Raw genomic sequence first — 20724 nt, 5'->3', positions numbered from 1 at the left:
TTTCTTAAGAGTAAAAAGTATTGTTTTTACGCTTAAATAGATTTACTCTATATTCTTGTAAATCCTGTCCAAAAATTATAGTACACCAAATAGAATAAGCGTAACTACAACTAACGCAACAATAACTATATAGTCTAATAATTTAAGGCCTACAGACGCTGCAAAGCTATGTGTCTTGCCACCAAAGCCTCTTAGTTCCAAGGATAATGCCATCGTTTCAGAGCGGCCCAAGGATTTTAAGAGCAATGGTTGTATAACAGAGGCATAGGATTTCATGCGTTTAAAAATATTGCCTTCTAAGGAAAGGCCTCGACAAGATTGTGCCTCTTGTACAGCCTTGCTTTCACCAATGAAATCCGGTACAAAGCGAAGTGCTGCCGTAAACATAAATGCATATTCATAAGGAATTTTGCATTGTGTTACAAGGGCCGCGGTTAAATCTTGTAATTTAGTCGTTGCCAAAAGTGCAATAAATACGAGTGTCATGGCAAGCATACGAAGACCAGATACAACGGCAGATACAACGTCCCCGCTACCTAAGTATTGAACGGCGCCTAGGAATACGGCGAACACAACTAAAGCAAACACCGCCTTGTATTGTTTCCATAATAAACCGGTCAACAACAATGCTACTAATTCTACGACAACTAATGCCATCAATGACATCCAGTCTCGCAAGAAGATGGCCCATACGGATACGGCGAGGGTCATCAAAATTTTTGTTAATGGTACTAATCGTTCCATGGTCCCCTCCTATTCTGCCAATTGCGCGATAAGACGCGTCCGTAATTCATCCATCGATTTGCAGTAACCTAGTCCCGGTACCGCTTGTGAAAGCTCTACACTTGGCGGTTTTGTGAGGCCAAGATCATGTAATTCATCGGTAGATTTCGAAAATAATTCTTCTGGTGTACCGTCAAAGGATACGGTGCGATGGCCCATGATGATGGCACGAGAACATTCAGCCGCCATGATTTCCATGTCATGAGTAATCAATAAAATCGTAATGCCTTCACTATTCAACTGACGGAGCAAGGCTAACAATTCTTTTGTTTCCTTTCCATCTTGACCACTTGTAGGTTCATCGAGGATGAGGATTTTAGACTGCATAGCTAATGCAGATGCAATGGCAACACGTTGTTTTTCGCCACGGCGCAATGTAGGTGGATACTCGTCACGCAAATGACTGATACCACAGCGATCTAACACTTCGTCCACAATGTGTGTAATCTCATCTTTAGAACGTCCCAAGGATTCAGGACCAAACGCTACCTCTGTAGCCACAGTAGGTCTAAACATTTGGCGATCTGGTTGTTGGAACACATATCCAATAAATTGGCCTCGTTTAGATGGTGGCATGGATGTAATATCCTTGCCGTTATAACGAATATAACCTTCACTAGCCTTTTCAAGGCCTACTAAGAGACGGGTAATCGTCGTTTTACCACAACCATTCTTACCACCCACAGCAATAAATTCGCCTTCACGAATGGTAAAGTTTACATTTCTAAAAATATCTACGGTAGGCACATAGCCAAATCGTAAGTTTTCTACCTTAAGCATGTGCGCCACCTCCTGTACTTTCACCTACACGATTACCTTGTTGAGCTTGGCTTTCACCATTTACATTTATATGCTCATAACGAGAACGATCGATGGCCTTAGCCATTTCGATGTGATGAAGACCCTTAATAGCCGATTCGATGCTAAGCCAAGGTTCATCGCTATGATAACCGGCCTTTTCCAATTCCATATACGTTGTAAATACGGATGGCAATGCTTCTACATAAATATTATGATTGTACATGTATTCCAATGTTGTAGCCACATCGCTATCACATACGATTTCACCATCCACCATAAGTGCCATGCGATTAGCATATGGCAATACGGCATGCAAATCATGGTCGATAACTACAACAGTGATACCATGATTGCGGTTCAAATCACCAACGAGGCGATATAGTTCGGCTGTCCCATCTGGATCAAGTGAACTAGTTGGTTCATCAAGAACGAGGACAGATGGATTGGTTGCCAGCACGGAAGCAATCGCTAACCGTTGACGTTGACCGCCGGACAAGCTCGTAATTTTACGATCCTCAAGGCCTTCAATACCAACTTGTTTAAATACCTCCGTACAACGAGCATCGATAGTAGCTCGATCGTAACCACGATTTTCCATGGCAAAGGCTACTTCTTCACGAACAGTCATCGTAACAAGCTGTGTATCGTAATCGGCAAGAACTACACCGATGTGATTAGCCAATTCAGGAATTTCCATTTGCGTAGTCGCTTTACCATCTACGAATACCATACCTTCTAGACGACCGCCGTAGAATTTTGGCACCGCCCCAACCATGGCCATGCAAAGCGTACTTTTACCACAACCGGCAGGACCTGTTACAACGAGGAAATCACCATCATGCACATCGAGGTTGATGTTCTTTAACGTAGGCGCAGTCGCCTTAGGATGGTAATAATTCATATGCTCAATGGAAATCTTTGCATCCCGTTCTGGCGTAATAACGAGACCATTATGGTCGCTAGAAGCTTCGCTACCGGTAGGCAACATGCCTCTCTTAGCGAACATCTTTTGAGCCGGAATGTACAACACTGGTGTAATCGCTGCATTTACAGCCGCTACCACTAACACAAGAGGCCACATAGCATACAGATATACATTATTAGGTAATCCTGCAATTTGCCATAACAACGTAACGAAAATACCACCAGATACAACAGTTGTAAAAAATGCACCTACTATCGGCGTGATTTCAAAGGAACCAATTTTACCGATTTTCATAGATGTCATGGTACGTGAAATGAATGTTATCACCAATGCACCAGCTGGCTCGGACAACAAGTTACCATAAGGGAAGCCAGATTTTGAGGTTAAAACTTCAATCAAAGCGGCTACTAAGCCAATTCCTAATGCCTGAGAGACGCTAGGTTTCGTCAACAAAATCGCCACACAATAGGCCGCAATCATCCAGTTTGGTGTAACACCTGCAAAACTAGGACTTACTAAATGCAAAATCGTGCCTAACGCGAGCATCAAGGTACTCACTGTTACCCATCTAAACTGTCCACCCTGATCATGGGTGTACACGAGATCCTTTATTCGTTCCATAATACCCTCTTTTCTTCAATAGAATATATACTGTCTATTTTAACATTTATATGGGTATTGTGAAAGTTTATAATCCTTTTCTATGCAACAATATAATTCATACAAAAAATAAAGCGACACCGAATAAACGATGCCGCCGCTTGAAACCATATAAGATTTTTCTATGTGCAATAATATTACAAATTAAAACAGTATAAGTCAATACGTATATATAAATGTAGATTAGATTTATTCAATCTAAAATTCTATTCAGTCTTTTCTCCATCCTCTGTTGCTACTGCTTCACTCGGAACTTCAGCGTTTTCTTTACCTTCTGTTGTTTCAGCAACTTTCGCTCTAATGTCTTTTGCCGCTCCTGCGGATTTTTCTTTCACGGTATCTGTAATATCCCTAGCTGCATCAGCCGTTATATCTTTCACTTCTCTAGCCTTTTGTTTTAGCTCTTCAGCCTTCACCTTAAGGGTCGCTTCTAGGTCCTTTGCCACATCTGCAGACTTAGCTTTTACTAATTCATTTACATCATGTGCTGCATCAGCCGATTTCGCCTTTACATCCGTCGCCTTTTCCTTAACTAAGCCCTTTACTTCTTGCGCCGCATCAGCGGATTTAGCCTTTACATCTGCCGCCTTTTCTTTAGCCAATACCTTTACTTCTTGCGCTGCATCAGCAGTTAAATCTTTTACAACACTAGCTTTAGACTTAGCTAATTCTTTTACATCCTTTACAGCATCTCCTAATTGATCTAAAAACTTCATGTTAGTTCCCTCCAAATAATTTTGTAATGAATGCCTTCTCTCTTTCAATTACAGATTAAAATTAAATAAAATCTTACTTTTATATCATTAAATCACAATGCATTCAAATTATAAAGAGTGTTCACGCATCTTCATGTTACTATTAAAATCATTTTATAGCACCATCTATTAATGATGGTGCCTTTAAAAACTAATGTACTTCATCCAATAGTATTTTAAGATATTCACGTCTACTATTTAATATTCTATCAATATAGATAGTCCAATCTAAATAACGATAAAAACTTAAATAATTATGACAAAGCAAATATCTATATTCAATTTTACTCCCCATATTTATCAATAACCGCTGTCCCATTTCGGGAAAAACGCTTAAGGAATCATTAGTAGTCACTATATCCGAAATAGTTTTCTTAGCTAACTCAATATCACCAGTTTCTTCTTCTATATAGGATTTTATTTTAAGCAAATCTTCTCGTGCTTTAGGTGCATAACTAATTTGATAATCCACAATTAAATCCCCAATTCACTCTTTAGTTGCTCTGATGAAATCCACCCTTGTTCTTCACCAGATTTGCGACCGGTCTCTAAAGCGCCCATAAGTTTTATCGTAGCCATTACACGTTCATAGTCTTGAATATCCATAATTGCATATCGACCTCTACCATTTTTAGTTAAGAATACGGGACTATCTATAGCAACATCACGCAATACTTCAGAATAATTACGTAAATCTGAAATAGGTTTTATATTCGGCATACTATCACCTCCAAGAAACTTTAGTAATATAACACTCATTTTTCAAATGTCTTATTATTATTGTAGTTAAATTATCATGTAAATTCAACAATAAATTTTACAGCATTATATAAACGAATAAATTGTAACCTCACTATACATACCATTCTCACTTCCACGTCACATAGTTATGATATAATGCATATATTAATTACGCCCACACAGGAGGTCTACATGTACAAATATATCACAATTTTAGGCGCTGCAGGCCAAATCGCACAACGATTGACAGCAACACTTCTAACATATACAGATATGCACATCACATTATATGGACGCCAATTGAGCACACGCATTCATCCGGAAATTTTAGAACACGAACGGATAACCGTTATCGAAGGATCCTTTCAAAACCCTAAAAAATTAGAGGAAGCCGTTAAAAATACAGAAGTCGTATTTCTCAGTGCTATGGAAACTGGCAGTGATATGGCTGCTATTGTGAAAGCACTTGCTCGCCAAAATATTCGTCGTATCATCGGCTTATCCATGGTTGGCCTATCTGGTGAATTTCCAACGGCTTTAGAAAAATTTACCTTCGATACTCTACCAATTAGCTATGTACAAGGCGAACGTCAGGCGCGCAACGTTTTACGAGAATCTAACCTAAACTACACTATTTTGCGTTTACCTTGGCTCTATAACAATATGGAGAACACAAATTATGAATTTATCGCAGAAGGCGCCCCATTCAACGACGCACAAGTTACACGCGAAGCTGTAGTAAAAGCCGTGTATGATATCCTACACGTTGAAGACGAAACGCCATTCAGCCGTGCCAGCATTGGTGTAGGTGAACCAGGTACACACTACGATAAACCATCGTTTTTATAAACTACCATATATTAGGAGATATCTATGGGAAATTCAAATGATACAATCATTCTAGAAAGTAAAACATATAATAAATTAAAAGCCCAGTTAGAAATATTAACCGCTCTAGTGGAAGGACAAAATGATATCATTCAAGGACGTACAATAACCATAGAGGAAACTTTTAATAGTATTGATAAAATGATACATCAATTAGACTAACCTAATATTAATATTATAAATGGTCTATAATTACATATAATACCTTCGGTATACATTTCTCTCTCAAGAAAATGTATACCGATTTTTTATTCCCATAATTTATGGTTATTTATGTAGATAAACAACGTTATTTACGCTATACTAATAACAGAATTAAGATACACTAATAAACAGGTAAGGAGATATCATGAATCGCATTGTTGTTATAGGTAGTTGCAACATGGATATTGTGGTCCTCGCGGATAAGCGTCCCGCAGCAGGCGAAACAATTATGGGCAACGAATTGCACATCGCTCATGGCGGCAAAGGTACAAACCAAGCGGTTGCTGCCGCTCGCCTAGGCGCAGAGGTTACCATGGTAGGTTGTATCGGCGAAGATGCATACGGCCAAATGATTTTGGATAACCTCAAAGAAAATCATATCAATACGGACTATATCGTCACTGTCCCAGATACGACAACTGGCACAGCCCACATCACATTGGCTGAAGGCGATAACAGTATTATTGTTATTGCAGGTGCTAATGCTAAGGTGGACCAATCTGTCGTAGATAATGCTTGGTCTGCTATCGAACAAGCAGATCTTGTAATGATACAAAACGAGATTCCTATTCCAACCATCGAATATATCGTTCGTCGGTGTCACAATGCTAATGTAAAGGTCCTCTTAAATCCGGCTCCAGCGGCGGACCTCAATCCTGAATGGTTAGAATTAGCAACCTATATCACGCCAAATGAGCATGAATTATCGGCCCTCTACCCTAACAAAACTACAGAGGAAACATTATTAGCTAATGAAAACAAGATCATCGTTACTCTCGGCAGCCAAGGTGTAGGCTACGCAGACGATGGCGAAATTCACATTGTTCCTGGATTCAAGGTAGAACCAGTGGATACAACAGGTGCAGGCGATACCTTCAACGGTGCCTTTGCAACAGCTATCGTTAATGGTAAAAGCTTAGCCGACGCATTGCACTACGGCAATGCAGCTGCGGCCTTATCCATCCAAAAACTAGGTGCTCAGTCCGGAATGCCTACCAAGGATGAGGTCGACGCATTCTTGTCTAAGCATTAACGAACTGAACAGGACTTTAAAAGCTCCACCGGCCGGGTCTGACTTCGGCCTACGGCCTTCGCAGGGACATAAGTAGGGTGTGAGCTAACAGAGGAGCAACGCGACGCATGGGAGCCACACATCACTTAGTCCTGAACGTAAGATTTCGAGAATCGAAATCCACAGTGAAGGTAAAGTCGATTTGAAAGTCCTAGTCAGCTCCAACAAATATTTACCTAATAACGAATACTTTCAACCTCTATATAATAAAAGGAACAATGAACGAGGCTTTAGCAGCCTCATTCATTGGAATGAAAGGAGTTTATATGCAACGACACGGCATTTTAAATAGCCATATTGCTAAGGTTCTTGCAGATCTTGGTCACACAGATACGATTTGTATCTCCGACTGTGGATTGCCAGTACCTGAAGGGGTTCAAAAGATTGATTTAGCCTTAGATTTTGGTGTACCAAGCTTCGAGCAAGTGGTATCCATCATCTCTAAGCATATGAAATCCGAAGCGGTTCATGTGGCAAAGGAAATTAAGGAAAATAATCCTGAAGCTTATGACTTTTTGGAGTCTACCTTCCCATCTAGTCAATACGAATGGATTGAAACGAGCCATGAAGCTTTCAAAGAAGCAACAAAACAATGCAAATGCATTATTAAAACTGGTGAAGCATCTCCGTATGCGAACATTATCTTGCGTGCCGATTGTATTTTCAGCGATCGTCCCTAGAGCAATAGATTAAGAGATACTTTCACAAGTCATATAGGAGTAGTTATGGAAATTGTTATGTCAGGCATTGCAAAGGCATTTGGTACGAACCAAGTACTGCGCGATGTAAGTATTACCCTTAAGGAGGGCGAGGTTCACGCCTTGATGGGCGAAAACGGCGCCGGCAAGTCCACCCTCATGAATATTCTTACGGGCATTCACAAGGCAGACGCTGGTACAATCACTATTGACGGCGTAGAGCGCACCTTCCCGAACCCGAGAGAGGCCGAGCTAAACGGCGTGGCTTTCATCCACCAAGAGCTCAACATTTGGCCAAATCTAACATTGTTAGAAAATCTATATTTAATGAGACCAAAGCGCAATAAATTTGGTATGCTCGATAAAAAAGCGATGCTCGCTGAGGCGGAAAATACATGCCGCGAGCTAGGTATCGAATTACCACTCACAACGGAAGCAGGCCTTTGCTCCGTTGGGCACCAACAAATGACAGAAATCCTTCGCATCTTGATGTTAGATGCCAAAGTTGTCATCATGGACGAACCAACAGCAGCCCTTACAGAACGTGAAACGGCGACATTGTTTAACATGATGCGCAAAATGAAAGCACGTGGCGTTGCTATCGTATATATCTCTCACCGTATGGAAGAGGTATTTAGCGAATGCGATACTATAACAGTTATGCGTGATGGTCATACTATCATTACAAAACCAACTGCTGAAATCTCTGTAGACGAAGTAGTACGCCACATGGTAGGCCGTTCCATCGACGAGTTCTACCCTGCTCGCACTACAACACCGGGCGAAGTGGTAATGAGCGTAGATAACCTCAAACCAGAAGGTTTCGACAACGACATTTCCTTCTCCTTGCGCAAAGGCGAAATCCTCGGCGTAGCAGGCCTTATGGGCGCTGGCCGTACTGAAATCATGCGTGCTATCTTCGGTGTAGATAAGCATAATGGCGGTACCGTAACAGTTAACGGCTCCGTTCTGAACTGTAAAAAACCAGAAGATGCCATCAAAGCTGGCATTGCTTTCATCACAGAAAATAGAAAGAGCGAAGGCTTGATCCTCGATTTCTCCATCGGTTCCAATATTACATTGCCGAACCTTGGTGATATTTGCCCATCCCATGTATTGGATAAGGGCAAGCTCAATTCCTTTGCTGACGAATTGTCTAAAAAGCTAGGCGTTAAAACACAATCTATTCACGAACCGGCATCGTCCCTATCCGGTGGTAACCAACAAAAGGTGGTTATCGCGAAATGGGTTGGTAAAAAGCCATCCATTATCATCATGGACGAACCGACACGCGGTATCGATATCGGTGCGAAACGTGACATTTATGATTTAATGAACGAATTAACGAACGATGGTGTGTCCATTATCATGGTGTCCTCTGAGTTACCTGAAGTGCTAGGCATGAGCGACCGCGTTATGGTCATTCATGAAGGTCGCGTAGCAGGTATCTTGGACCGCTGCGATGCAACACCAGAATCGATTATGACATTAGCCACAGGAGGACAATAATGGACAGCAAAGCTCTACAATATGTAAAAAAATTAGGCCCCCTCATCGGCCTCATCCTATTATTTATCATTATCTCTGTCATGAATGACAGTTTTCTTGAATTCTCTAACTTGCGTAACTTGTTGCGCCAAGTATCCATCAATGCAATCATCGCCTTTGGTATGACGTTCGTCATCTTAACGGGCGGTATCGACTTATCTGTCGGTTCCATCCTTGCCCTCTCTAGTGCAGTGATGGCTAACCTCATCGTAACTGGTACTGACCCTGTATTGGCTATCGTATTAGCCGCAGGTGCCGGCCTTGTATTGGGCGGTATTAACGGCCTCGTTATTACTTATGGCCGCGTAGCTCCATTTATCGCTACCTTGGCGACCATGACAATCTACCGTGGTGCGACGCTAGTATTTACAGACGGTAACCCAATCTCTGGCCTTACACAAGACCCTCTATTCCACGGCTTTGGCCAAGGGGATATTGCAGGCCTTCCAGTTCCAGCCATCACAATGTTCCTAGCTTTCATCGTCCTCTGGTTCGTATTGAGCCGCACATCCTTAGGTCGTAAAACATACGCCGTAGGTGGTAGTGAAAAGGTAAGTTACATTGCTGGTATCAAGATTGACCGCGTTAAAATCTTCGTGTATGCCTTAACTGGTATGCTCTGTGGTATCGCTGGTGCAATCATCACTTCTCGTCTTAACTCTGCACAACCTACAGCAGGTGCAGGCTACGAACTTGACGCTATCGCAGCGGTAGTTCTTGGCGGTACAAGCCTTGCTGGTGGTCGTGGTCATATCGTTGGCACATTAATTGGTGCCCTAATTATCGGTACCCTCAACAATGGGTTAAATATTCTCGACGTTTCCAGTTTCTATCAACAAGTTGTAAAAGGTATTGTTATTTTACTGGCTGTTCTTGCAGACCGTAAGAAAGCCTAGGAGGTTCCTATGAAAAAACTATTGTTACTGTTGGCGATGGCCGTTATGGTTATCGGTCTTGTAGCAGGCTGTGGTAAAAGCGCTGATAACGGCGGCGACAAAAAATCCGGCACTATCGGCTTCTCTGTTTCCACATTGAACAACCCATTCTTCGTATCTATGAAAGAAGGCGTTGAGGCTCAAGCTAAAGCACTTGGTCTTAAAGTTAAAATCGTTGATGCTCAAAACGATCCTGCAAAACAAGCAAATGATATTTCCGACTTGATTGAAAGCGGCGTTTCCGTATTGATCATCAACCCTGTAGACTCTGCAGCTATCTCTACTTCTGTAGAAGCAGCAAATGCTAAAAACATTCCTGTAATCACTGTTGACCGCTCTGCTGACAAAGGCAAAGTAGTAGCTCACATCGCTTCCGATAACGTAAAAGGTGGCGAAATGGCAGCTCAACTTATCGTTGATAAAGTTGGCAAAGCTGCAAAAGTAGCTGAAATTGAAGGTATCCCTGGTGCTTCCGCAACTCGTGAACGCGGCCAAGGTTTCCACAACGTAGCTGACAAAGACTTAACAGTAGTAGCAAAACAAAGCGCTGACTTCGACCGTACAAAAGGTTTGAACGTAGCAACTAACATCTTGCAAGCTAACCCAGACGTACAAGCTATCTTCGCTCATAACGACGAAATGGCATTGGGCGCTATCCAAGCAGCTAAATCCGCAGGCAAAACAATCTTCATCGTAGGCTTCGACGGTACTGCTGACGCAGACAAAGCTGTTAAAGACGGCACATTGGCTGCAACAATTGCTCAACAACCAGACCAAATGGGTAAAATCGCTATCGATACAGCTCAAAAAGTTATCAAAGGCGAAGCTGTAGAAGCTAAAATCCCTGTAGATCTTAAAGTTGTTACAAAATAATTGTAAATAGAAACTGGGTACAGAAAAAGAGTCGCATCATATGGTGCGACTCTTTTTAATTGCTAAATTATAGAACATTAGGAGATAGAGGCTCGAATACATCCCCTTCTACAAAATAGAACAGGCCTGTTCTATTTTGTAGTACCCCTATATACCCTTTCTGAGAATTAGTACAGGCCTGTTCTAATTCTGAAACCACATATATAAGCTACTTTGAAATTGGTACAGGCGTGTACTAATTTATAAAATATATAGACTTTTCCGTATGCTATAATGAGCATATATAAAACTCAAAGGAAAGGAGGATTCATATGGAGTATGTATTACTCAACAAGGATACCCCTCTCTTGCAGTTTTGCATCGAGAGGCACGAAGATGTTGTCAACTTAACCACATTGGTTCGCATGGATATTTCTGATTTAACAATCATAGATAATGCGACATTGCCAATAAATATGCAACCTACCATAAAAGGACTAAAAAATTGGTTATTACAACGTAAGATTCCAAATAATCGTGCATTTGTTGAGAATTTATTAGATGCCATTTCAGATACAGAAAATCCATATCGATATTTAGATGTAACCTATGGTCTATCCCTAAATGATACATATTGGGTAAAACCGACTCATTCCACTATTTCATGGTCAGATGTTAATTTATACGACAATCCATTTAGCGAAATTGTGTCAGGCATCGCTTTCACAGGCGAAGATAGTCATATACAAGGGATTGTGACGACCCCAGAATACACAACAAACGGCATGCTCCGTAAGTGTTGGCATCGTGAAAATGATGTCATTTATTTATATAAAGGTTCAACACCTCGCTATGCCAATGGAGGGCTTGAGGCACTCAGTGAAGTATATGCTAGTCAGATTGCAGCAGCTATGGGGTTAGCACATGTGGAATATAAACTCACTACATTCCACGACCAACTAGTTAGTGCGTGCCCTCTATTCACATCGGAACAGGTCGGATACATGCCTATATCTAGTCTCCTAAAAGAAACGATATCTCGTGACGAACTTATGTTATATGACACACAGCACGATATAGCTAGCTTGTACGGTATTATCCCATTTTCTGATATGATGGTATTCGATGCACTCATTCATAATACTGACCGACACCTCAACAATTTTGGTGTTCTCATCGATAATGAAAGCAATCGTATCCTAGGTCCTGCACCTTTATTTGATCATGGAAATTCATTATTCTACAATATAACTAACGATGAATATGCCGATTTAAATGGTGTGAAAGATATCAGTTTTTGGGGACTCTCCTTTGATACATTGGCAAAATTATATCTTCACGATTCGCACCGTGCCATGTTAACACCATTACTAAATTTTAAATTTAATCGTATTCCATCAGATATATTAACAGATGCAAAATTAGATATATTAGAATCCTATATCCAACAACGATCTGCTTATTTCATACGTTTACTCGACGAAAAATACATCAATTTCATTCATCCCAATATAGCTCAACAATAGCAAAAGAGGCTGTCAATAATGACAGCCTCTTATTACATTTTGAACAACCCCTACTACAAAATAGAACAGGCCTGTTCTATTTTGTAGTACCCCTATATATCCTTTCTGAGAATTAGTACAGGCCTGTACTAATTTTGGAACCACATGTATAGGGCGTTCTAAGATTAGAACCACATATATAAGACGTTCTGAGATTAGAACATGAAGTTCACGTCTGTACGCCAGTAATTACCTAATTTATTACCGTCCATGTCTTTATTACCGAAGCCATAGTAAGCACCGATGGATACATTTTGGAATGGTACGTAGTTTACATTAGCTACAAAGCCTTTAAAACCATTACGTACATGAGCAACGCCCTTAGTATCCACATAGTGTTGATTGTAGAAGCTATAGGCCGGTGCAAAGGCACTACTAAAGACAGGCGAGTTAGCTTCTTCATAGTAATATTGACCACGTACGCTATAAGTACGGGCTTTACTAATATTGTAATTACCATAACCTACACTAGCCATCCAAGCTTGGGAGTTGGATATGCCTGGTGCTGTAAGCCATTCGCCGAATACGTTCCAACGGTTGAAGTTCATATTCGCGTTAAGACCCCAAATATTTTTGTACGGGGAATCGATAAAGGATTTAACTTGTTTACCTGTAGCCGCATCAATGTCTTGACCTTGGTATAATTTACCATTGTGGAATCGGCCATACATACCGCCAAGGGTAACATGTTTGTTAAGTTTACCTTTCACTTCTAGCATAGCTGCAGAGATAGTGTTTTCCTTATTTTGGTACGTACCTGCACCACCCCACCAGTAACCATAGCTAGCGGATACATCTAGCTTACCATGTTTATACATGAGGCGCACCCCATCGATGAGGTCATCATACATAAGACCTAGTGCAGGCGTATATAATTGACGACCTACGCGCAATGTTGTGTCTTTACCAAAATGATGGTCGACATAGGCAAGATTTACCTGAGCTATATTAGCATTGCTATTGCCGAGCTCACCGGAACCTTGTACACGAACAACGGCATCGGTTTTATCATTGACCTTAGCATTAAAAATCACACGCGCCCGATAATCAAAGGAAGAATGCTTTCCATAAGCATACGCATCATTTTTCAATTGGCTGCCGCGATAGCGTAAACGATAATTTCCTGTTACCTTCACATTACCCACTTGATCTTCTAATTTTGCTACACGCACGCCCAATGTATTGAGTTCATTACTAAATTCATCGGCTAAGCGATTGATCATAGCTTGTTGTTCTGCATTAGCGCGGTCTTGATTCGCCATGGCTTTCGCTACCATTTGAGCCATTTCGTACCGTGTAATATCTTTATTGCCTTTGAAAGTCCCATCTGGATAACCATTAATAATACCGACAGATGCCAATTGTTCTACTGATTGATAGGCCCAACTAGAAGGCTCTACATCACTAAATGGATTGGCTGCATAGGCACTGACAGAACCCAATACAAAACAAGAAACTAAACTTGCTACTAATTTTCTATTCATAGAGATAACCCACTCTCATCTATACACAAACAAAATATATGACTCTATATTATCTACACCGCATCATCATACTATATAACATGCGATACACGTATTAAAGATACCACCTATTCATGAGGTGTTGTATAGTTAATATCTTGTGCCTTGTAGCTTTCACCATGAGCCAATACATGCACGATGGTTTCTAATGTGGCACGTACAGTTTCAACAGCCATACTTGGTTGATTTGGTTTATCCACCACTTGAGATGGCAAATATGGAATGTGCATGAAGCCAGCCTTGATATTGCCCTTTTGTGCCGCATAATGGCATACACCATACATCAAATGATTGCATACAAAGGTACCGGCTGTATTAGAAACCTTTGCAGGAATGCTCGCTTGATGTAATGCATTGACGATGTTTTTAATAGGCAATGTAGAAAAGTACGCACTAGGCCCATCAGTTACGATTGGCTCATCCTCTGGTTGATTGCCTGCATTGTCTGGAATGCGGAAGTCATCGCAGTTAATAGCAACACGTTCCACTGTAATATCTGGACGGCCCCCTGCTTGGCCTACACATAGAATAAAGTCTGGTTCGCATTTTTCAGCAGCTGCTTTCACAGTATCAACAGAAGTATAACGTACAGTTGGCACCATTTGAGTTACCACCTTGTAATCGCCATCAGTATAACCATCCATCGTTTTTACAGCTTCCCATGCAGGATTAATAGGTTCGCCACCAAATGGATCAAATCCAGTAATTAAAATAGTTTTCATCATAACACCTCATAAGGATATTTCAAAAGATTGTTCATCCACAGAACAAGGTCTTAAATAAAATAGTACATCAATAGGATGTTCAACACGAGCATAATCAATGCAATTGGAAGTTGAGCTTTAATAACACCGTATTGATCACGCATTTCAAGAAGCGCTACCGGTACAATGTTAAAGTTTGCCGCCATAGGTGTCATCAAGGTACCGCAATAGCCAGCAAGCATTGCGATAGCACCAATAGCAGCTGGGTTTGCACCATGAGCTACAACGAGCATTGGAACACCGATAGCACTTGTAATCATCGCAAAGGCTGCAAAAGCGTTCCCCATGATCATTGTGAAGATGACCATACCGATGCAGTATGCTACAACTACGAGGAATACATTATCTGCTGGTACTACACTTGCTACGGCACTGGAGATAAGTTTACCAACGCCAGCCAAATTAAATAGATAGCCTAGAGCCGCTAATAATTGGGACAAGATAGCAGTCCAACCAATCGCATCGATAAGACGACGACCTTCATGGAAGCCTTGGTTAAGATTGCCCTTTGTAATGTAAAGAGCGGCACACATCGCGATGATTGCTGCAATACCAAGTCCTACAAGAGCACCTAGCTTAGTAAAGAAGCCAATTACGAAGGTAATAATACCAACAAGTAAAGCAGGTACGAAAATAATATTACCGATACGAACTGCTTCGCCTTTTTTAAATTCGATAGGAGATTCGGAGTAATGACCTTTGCCGAGTTGTTTCACCAAAACGATAGCTGCCATGCCAATTACGAGCCAACCATTAATTTCTTTAGAAAGATAAGAGCCAAAGATAAAGGATACGCTGTACAATAACCAGAATAAGCCTGTACCAATACGATATTTATGTTCTTTATCTAAAAATGATTGAATTGCGAAAATAAATAGAATAATACCTACAAGAAGGTATACATAATCTAAAGGCTGCATTTTATAGAGTATTTCTAACATATTAATTAGCCTCCTTCTTTAATTCTTCTGGAGTAACGAGGATATTAAATTCATTTGGTACTAATTTACCAGCTTTCATATCAGCTTCGTCACGAGCTACAGAGGCTTGAATTGTTTCATCAAAAATAATAAAACGAATAAAATTAACGATATATGCACAAACAGCCGTTGGCAATCCGTACAATACCATATCTGTTAACTCTACAGAATAGCCTAATTGTTCCATAACACCTTTGATAAGCAATAACCCACCAGCAGCAAGGAACAAGTTTTGACCGAAGAAATTGCCTGTATTATCTGCAGAAGCAGCTACACCACGCACCTTATCAAGAGTACGTTGAGATACTGGGCGACCTTGAGCTACTGCAGCTTCACTCATAGGTGCAATCAACGGACGTACCATGGCAACCATACCGGACATGTTAATACCAAAAGCTACAGTTACTTGGCGCACAAATAAGTAAATCATAAAGATACGACCAGCCGTAGCAGCGTTGATCTTGCCAATCAAAATTTCTGCCCGTTCACGTAAACCATGACGTTCCATAAGACCAATAACAGGTAAAATCAAAATAAATAATGACATATAACGATTTTTAACAAAAGCTTCGCCTATAGCACCAACGATATCATTGATACTGAGACCACCTGCAAGGCCCGTTACAAAACCTGCGGCTACGACAACTAACAAGGCATTAAAGCGCAGCATCAGACCGATGACCATCACTAAAATACCAGATAAGACTAACATAGTCTCACATCCTTTCAATAAACCATCTACCATTCAAAATGAACGCATAGATATGACATATATGTATATATTATATATCTAAATGTAAAAATCCTGAACCATCTTGTACAAAAAAATACACCTCACGAGGAATATTCTCACGAGGTGCTTGTATTAGTTATATCAAGTCTTTTTTAAACAATACCGTTGTATGTTGTTTTCCTCTAAAATGTACTTTATCATAAGCTTTAAATCCAAAGGATTCATACATCTTAGGCAACCATGGATGCTCTTTAGCCGTCCCCAATGTAACGGCTGGTGTTTTGAATTGAGTTTTTAACAACTCTTCTGCATAACCAAGTGTTTCCCGTGCATAGCCTTTGCCTTTGAAAGCTGGTGCTGTTACGAAATGGGCAATATGTGGAAATTTATCCGGTGTAGAGTATTTAACCCATGGCATGCAGAATGTAATAGAGCTCACTAATTGTCCGTCAATATACAATCCATATACAGGATAGGTTTCAATCCACTCTTTAGATTCTTCTTCGGTAAAATCGATGGCATCAAAGGTGATTGGAAAATCTTTAATAGCTGCATAACCATCAATTAAAACCTTATGGTATTCCGCTGTATCTTCTACTGTTAATTGTCTGAATTCTTTCATTCTCTTGCCCTCATTTTATATCTTTATCAAACTACATATTTATATTTTATACATATATTCTGTATATTTATTTATCATAAATGTAATTATACTCCTATATGTATCTAAATGCAATAATTTTACATAAATATTTGATGAAGTTTTATAATCTTTATAATAAACAAAAACAGGATGCATCACGAGGATACATCCTGTTTTGGAGCTTTCACAAGCTCGAGGGGAAGTTATAGTCAATGTATTATTGGCTAATACGGGAACCATATACGTCGCGTTGGTTTTTAGGTTCGTTGTTAACGCGAACACGTTCTGTTTTATGACGGTCATTATCGCCACCAGAAATACGGTCAACACGGTAATGGTTAAGACGAATATTTTGTAATTCAGGTTGGAATTCGTTCATAGCACGACGCATGTTATCATCGATAGGAGCGCCATTCTGAAGAGCACGGTACAACATAGTTGCGAATTCGTAACGAGTCATTGTTGCATCGCCTTTGAATGTGCCATCAGGGTAACCAACAAGGATACCATTACCAGCCAATTGGCTAATGTATTGGTAAGCCCAGTGATTGCGAGGAACATCAGGGAATTCAGCAGTTTTGCTAGGATCAATTGCATGTGGATTCAATACTTGTAACAAGTTATTGTATTTATTTTCAATATCTTGAAGACGTGCATTCAATTCAGCAATTTCACGCCCCATAGCTACACGGGAACGAGATTCAGGAGCACGTTTACCAAGACGAATGGATACGCCTGCATTTAATTGAGGGTTACCATTGCCGATTGTGCTGCCGATGGAGAACATTGTATCTTCATTAGGACGGTAGAAAGCGCCCAATGCAGCAGAGTTAGCATTATGGTAGTGGCCATAACCAGCAGCTACTGTCCATTTATCATCTGGGTTGAAGTCTAATGGATGTAACGCAGCCAATGCAGCAGAACCTGCACCTACTTTATTAACGCGTTGTTCTACATCGCCGACACGATTATTCAAGTTAGTAATATTATTATTGATTTGACCTGGTGTTGTATTATCGATTTGGTTTTGTAAATCACGAGCTACAGAGAACAATTGACTACCATTTACAGCATCTGTAGATGTAGCAGAGATTTCGCCTGCAGCTACGTTCTTAATTTGACGTTCTTGACCAACTTGACCTACAGATACAGATCCATTAGTAGCGGAGCCCACACCTGCAAAGCCACCATATGTATGAGTTTTAATTGGAGCGCCACTTGTAAGACTAGTAGTAGTAATAGAAGCTTCACTTACAGCTCTTGCCGGAGCAGATTGGGATTGGAAACCAATAGCAATCGAGTTTGCATCAGACGCAACGGAGTGATCACCAATCGCCATAGCATGGTCAGCAGTAGCATGTGCATCAGAACCAAAAGCATTAGCACGTAACCCTTGAGCTTGTGCACCCGCACCATAAGCTTGTGCATGATCACCAGAGGCAATAGCAGAAGAACCGATTGCATTAGTATGTGCACCAGTGGCTTGAGCGCCAGAACCAATAGCATTAGCTTTATAGCCAGCAGCTTGTGCTTCATAGCCAATAGCTTGAGAACGAACTTCAGATGCATTAGCACGTGTACCAATAGCTGTAGACCATGTACGTTCAGCCTCTGCAGCGTGACCAATAGCAATAGATTCGCTCATTTTAGCTTGAGACCCATTACCTACTGCCAATGCGGAACTGCCTAATGCAGTATTTTCAGAACCAATAGCTACAGAATTAGATTTCCAATCTCCTGGACGTAATGTTGCACTATCTGGTTCGTTATCATAATCACGATCGCGGAAATTAGAAGTCGATTCACCTACAGTATTTTTATAACCATAACCAATAGCATGTGTACCATTAATAACATTGCTATCGCCAAATGCTTGTGCATAAGCACCTGTTACAGTATTGCCATCGCCAAATGCATTAGCTTGATCACCATTAACGATATTTTGGTTACCATAAGCGCTACTAGAGCCAGTAGCACTTGTAATTTCATTATGTTGGCCAACTGCAATACTAGTAGCTGTACCATTTGCAACAGTACCATAAGAAACACTATTGTGTGTGGTGTCTGGAGTTTGACCAGCTTGATCACCTACGGCTGCAAAAATAAAACCACCTGCTTTAGATACAGGTGTTGCTGCACTAACAGGAGCAACTGCGGATACACCAACAGCTGCTGTAGCAGCCAATACTGCAAATGCTAATTTTTTGGAATGTTTGTTTTCTCTCATCTTACACCCTCACTAAATTAAAATCCTTAACAATATACAATACAATTTTTCAGTCTCTCTATTCGCCTCTCTCTTTAGCCTAACCTAAACATATTTTTTCTCTCTATCTCTAAATAATCATGTTTGAGTTAGTTTAAGAAAAATTTATATTGTTAATTACTTGCATAGCATATCAAAATTTTACGATATGCACAAGACTTTTTTCCATATAAAGTTCATTAATAACACTTCACATACATCAAAAATAGCTTGATTGCCATTGTTCTATACCCTATTGATATGCTCATCAATTTTTATGATGAGCTTTAAAATCAGAATACTTTGTGCCCTTTTCATGCGATACATCAATTTACTTATAAATAATCAATATTTTAATAAGCACAGTAAATTCCAAACGCATCACCCTCACTATATTTTCATGAACTAATTATGAATATTAGATATTTCTATTCATTTACGATACTGAATAATTAGTTGTTTCTATGTATTTTTAAATATATTTTAATATTAGTTCGAACATTATCTCAACCACATCAAATCTCTATTTTTAAACAAACCATAAACTGTCTTTTCCCTTTTCATTTTCATTAACCTTCCATAAGTACTTAATTACGAAAATCATATACAGAATTATTAATTTACATTTATATACATACAGGATATAATCAAGATGAACACTATATATCTTATTTCGTAATATATAAAGGAGAGGATATTATGGAAAGAGTAAACCAACGCGGAAAGTATTTATTCATTGCTGGTATTATTAGTTTAATTATTGCCATCGTAATCTTATTTGTCATTCCAGATCCATCAGCTAACAATGTGGAGATTGCAAAAAAAGCTACTAGTGCAATGCAAGCGGCACAAGAAATCTCTAAAAACAATCAAACAAGTATTTTAATGCATACAATTGGTATGGGGCTCTTAGGTTTCGGTATCACTGGAACTGTGGGTGGTTTCATCCTAAAATCTTTTAAGAAAAAACAATAGAATATCTCATATAAAAAGGTTCTATAATAAATGTTGGGGTGACACCACTACGGTGTCACTTCCAACATTATTTTTTTGCAAAAAAATAAGCATACAAGACTCACATACTTTACAATAAAAGTGTCAAAGTCCTAAAGAAAGGATGTGAGCTTATATGCCTACTACTGATTATACTGAATTTTTACATAATGTAAAACAAGAGTTTATTACAAACAGCTACGAATTGGACGGAACATTTATTTTTGACATAGAATTACCGGTAACACCACATATTTGCCCAAAATGCGGAGAAACTACAGAGCGTATTAAAGATTACCACATACGTACGGTAAAATTTGGAAAAGTACAACGAGGACCATTAATTGGAAAATACAGACAACGTCGATATATTTGCCCTCATTGTAAGCATTCTTTTGCCGAGAATAATCCATTTG

22 protein-coding genes are annotated in these 20724 nt (G+C 39.9%); 10 read left to right on the top strand and 12 right to left on the bottom strand.

Going from position 1 to position 20724, the window contains the following annotated elements; genetic code table 11:
* Positions 1-75 precede the first annotated feature (75 nt).
* From VIHSUH07_RS05720 to VIHSUH07_RS05695, 6 genes are all read right to left on the bottom strand, one after another.
* On the bottom strand, positions 76-744 hold the full coding sequence (locus tag VIHSUH07_RS05720; RefSeq protein ID WP_105084226.1) for an energy-coupling factor transporter transmembrane component T: 669 nt from the start codon (positions 742-744) through the stop codon (positions 76-78).
* A 9-nt stretch (positions 745-753) separates the two neighbouring features.
* Entirely contained in the window at positions 754-1563 is an 810-nt protein-coding gene (locus VIHSUH07_RS05715) for an energy-coupling factor ABC transporter ATP-binding protein (protein WP_105084225.1), read from the bottom strand.
* Complete coding sequence (locus tag VIHSUH07_RS05710; protein ID WP_105084224.1) at positions 1556-3130, bottom strand: tryptophan transporter; 1575 nt, start codon at positions 3128-3130, stop codon at positions 1556-1558. The genes VIHSUH07_RS05715 and VIHSUH07_RS05710 overlap by 8 nt, the downstream gene beginning before the upstream one ends.
* Before the next feature lie 245 nt (positions 3131-3375).
* Positions 3376-3885: a surface exclusion protein gene (locus tag VIHSUH07_RS05705; RefSeq protein ID WP_105084223.1), complete on the bottom strand. Its 510-nt coding sequence runs from the start codon at positions 3883-3885 to the stop codon at positions 3376-3378.
* Positions 3886-4075: 190 nt separating this feature from the next.
* The gene (locus VIHSUH07_RS05700) at positions 4076-4396 is read right to left on the bottom strand and encodes a type II toxin-antitoxin system RelE/ParE family toxin (protein WP_105084222.1); all 321 of its coding nucleotides are present in this window, start codon (positions 4394-4396) and stop codon (positions 4076-4078) included.
* A 2-nt stretch (positions 4397-4398) separates the two neighbouring features.
* Positions 4399-4644 carry a type II toxin-antitoxin system prevent-host-death family antitoxin gene (locus tag VIHSUH07_RS05695; protein WP_005381552.1) on the bottom strand — a complete coding sequence of 82 codons (246 nt, stop codon included), beginning with the start codon at positions 4642-4644 and terminating at the stop codon, positions 4399-4401.
* Positions 4645-4857: 213 nt separating this feature from the next.
* Here VIHSUH07_RS05695 and VIHSUH07_RS05690 point away from each other — a divergent pair, with 213 nt between their 5' ends.
* The 8 genes from VIHSUH07_RS05690 to VIHSUH07_RS05655 all read left to right on the top strand — a co-directional run bounded on the left by VIHSUH07_RS05690 (position 4858) and on the right by VIHSUH07_RS05655 (position 12388).
* A complete protein-coding gene (locus VIHSUH07_RS05690; RefSeq protein ID WP_105084221.1) occupies positions 4858-5514 on the top strand; it encodes an NAD(P)H-binding protein in 657 nt (218 codons plus the stop codon).
* Between the two features lie 24 nt (positions 5515-5538).
* Positions 5539-5715 carry an antitoxin PHD gene (locus VIHSUH07_RS05685; protein WP_105084220.1) on the top strand — a complete coding sequence of 59 codons (177 nt, stop codon included), beginning with the start codon at positions 5539-5541 and terminating at the stop codon, positions 5713-5715.
* Positions 5716-5902: 187 nt separating this feature from the next.
* Complete coding sequence (rbsK, locus tag VIHSUH07_RS05680; protein ID WP_105084219.1) at positions 5903-6790, top strand: ribokinase; 888 nt, start codon at positions 5903-5905, stop codon at positions 6788-6790.
* Positions 6791-7095: 305 nt separating this feature from the next.
* A complete protein-coding gene (rbsD, locus tag VIHSUH07_RS05675; protein ID WP_105084218.1) occupies positions 7096-7509 on the top strand; it encodes a D-ribose pyranase in 414 nt (137 codons plus the stop codon).
* Positions 7510-7554: 45 nt separating this feature from the next.
* Positions 7555-9036 (top strand): sugar ABC transporter ATP-binding protein, encoded by a 1482-nt coding sequence (locus VIHSUH07_RS05670; RefSeq protein ID WP_105084217.1) that lies wholly within the window; start codon positions 7555-7557, stop codon positions 9034-9036.
* Positions 9036-9971: an ABC transporter permease gene (locus VIHSUH07_RS05665; RefSeq protein ID WP_105084216.1), complete on the top strand. Its 936-nt coding sequence runs from the start codon at positions 9036-9038 to the stop codon at positions 9969-9971. Before VIHSUH07_RS05670 ends, VIHSUH07_RS05665 begins: the two co-directional genes overlap by 1 nt.
* 9 nt (positions 9972-9980) lie before the next feature.
* Positions 9981-10883, top strand: a complete 903-nt coding sequence (gene rbsB, locus VIHSUH07_RS05660) for a ribose ABC transporter substrate-binding protein RbsB (RefSeq protein ID WP_005384445.1) — start codon at positions 9981-9983, stop codon at positions 10881-10883.
* Positions 10884-11194: 311 nt separating this feature from the next.
* A complete protein-coding gene (locus VIHSUH07_RS05655) occupies positions 11195-12388 on the top strand; it encodes a protein kinase (protein ID WP_105084215.1) in 1194 nt (397 codons plus the stop codon).
* Between the two features lie 194 nt (positions 12389-12582).
* Here VIHSUH07_RS05655 and VIHSUH07_RS05650 read toward each other — a convergent pair whose 3' ends face one another.
* The 6 genes from VIHSUH07_RS05650 to VIHSUH07_RS05625 form a co-directional block, all read right to left on the bottom strand.
* Positions 12583-13911, bottom strand: a complete 1329-nt coding sequence (locus VIHSUH07_RS05650) for an S-layer homology domain-containing protein (RefSeq protein WP_105084214.1) — start codon at positions 13909-13911, stop codon at positions 12583-12585.
* A 107-nt stretch (positions 13912-14018) separates the two neighbouring features.
* The gene (gene pcp, locus VIHSUH07_RS05645; RefSeq protein ID WP_105084213.1) at positions 14019-14672 is read right to left on the bottom strand and encodes a pyroglutamyl-peptidase I; all 654 of its coding nucleotides are present in this window, start codon (positions 14670-14672) and stop codon (positions 14019-14021) included.
* Between the two features lie 53 nt (positions 14673-14725).
* Positions 14726-15655, bottom strand: a complete 930-nt coding sequence (locus tag VIHSUH07_RS05640; RefSeq protein WP_105084212.1) for a DUF979 domain-containing protein — start codon at positions 15653-15655, stop codon at positions 14726-14728.
* Between the two features lies 1 nt (position 15656).
* On the bottom strand, positions 15657-16406 hold the full coding sequence (locus VIHSUH07_RS05635) for a DUF969 domain-containing protein (protein ID WP_105084211.1): 750 nt from the start codon (positions 16404-16406) through the stop codon (positions 15657-15659).
* Positions 16407-16563: 157 nt separating this feature from the next.
* Complete coding sequence (locus tag VIHSUH07_RS05630; protein WP_105084210.1) at positions 16564-17049, bottom strand: GNAT family N-acetyltransferase; 486 nt, start codon at positions 17047-17049, stop codon at positions 16564-16566.
* A gap of 238 nt (positions 17050-17287) precedes the next feature.
* Positions 17288-19297 (bottom strand): S-layer homology domain-containing protein, encoded by a 2010-nt coding sequence (locus tag VIHSUH07_RS05625; RefSeq protein WP_105084209.1) that lies wholly within the window; start codon positions 19295-19297, stop codon positions 17288-17290.
* A 717-nt stretch (positions 19298-20014) separates the two neighbouring features.
* On the opposite strand from VIHSUH07_RS05625, the gene VIHSUH07_RS05620 reads away from it, so the two are divergent.
* Together VIHSUH07_RS05620 and VIHSUH07_RS05615 are read left to right on the top strand one after the other, a co-directional pair.
* The gene (locus VIHSUH07_RS05620; protein WP_105084208.1) at positions 20015-20290 is read left to right on the top strand and encodes a hypothetical protein; all 276 of its coding nucleotides are present in this window, start codon (positions 20015-20017) and stop codon (positions 20288-20290) included.
* A 154-nt stretch (positions 20291-20444) separates the two neighbouring features.
* The coding region (locus VIHSUH07_RS05615; RefSeq protein ID WP_146104941.1) for a transposase family protein at positions 20445-20724 on the top strand (280 nt) is incomplete at its 3' end.

The organism is Veillonella sp. T34266-5, from assembly GCF_002959815.1.
GTDB lineage: Bacteria > Bacillota > Negativicutes > Veillonellales > Veillonellaceae > Veillonella > Veillonella atypica.
Note: the sequence above shows the minus strand (reverse complement) of the source record. Positions and strands in the feature narration are given on the sequence as shown.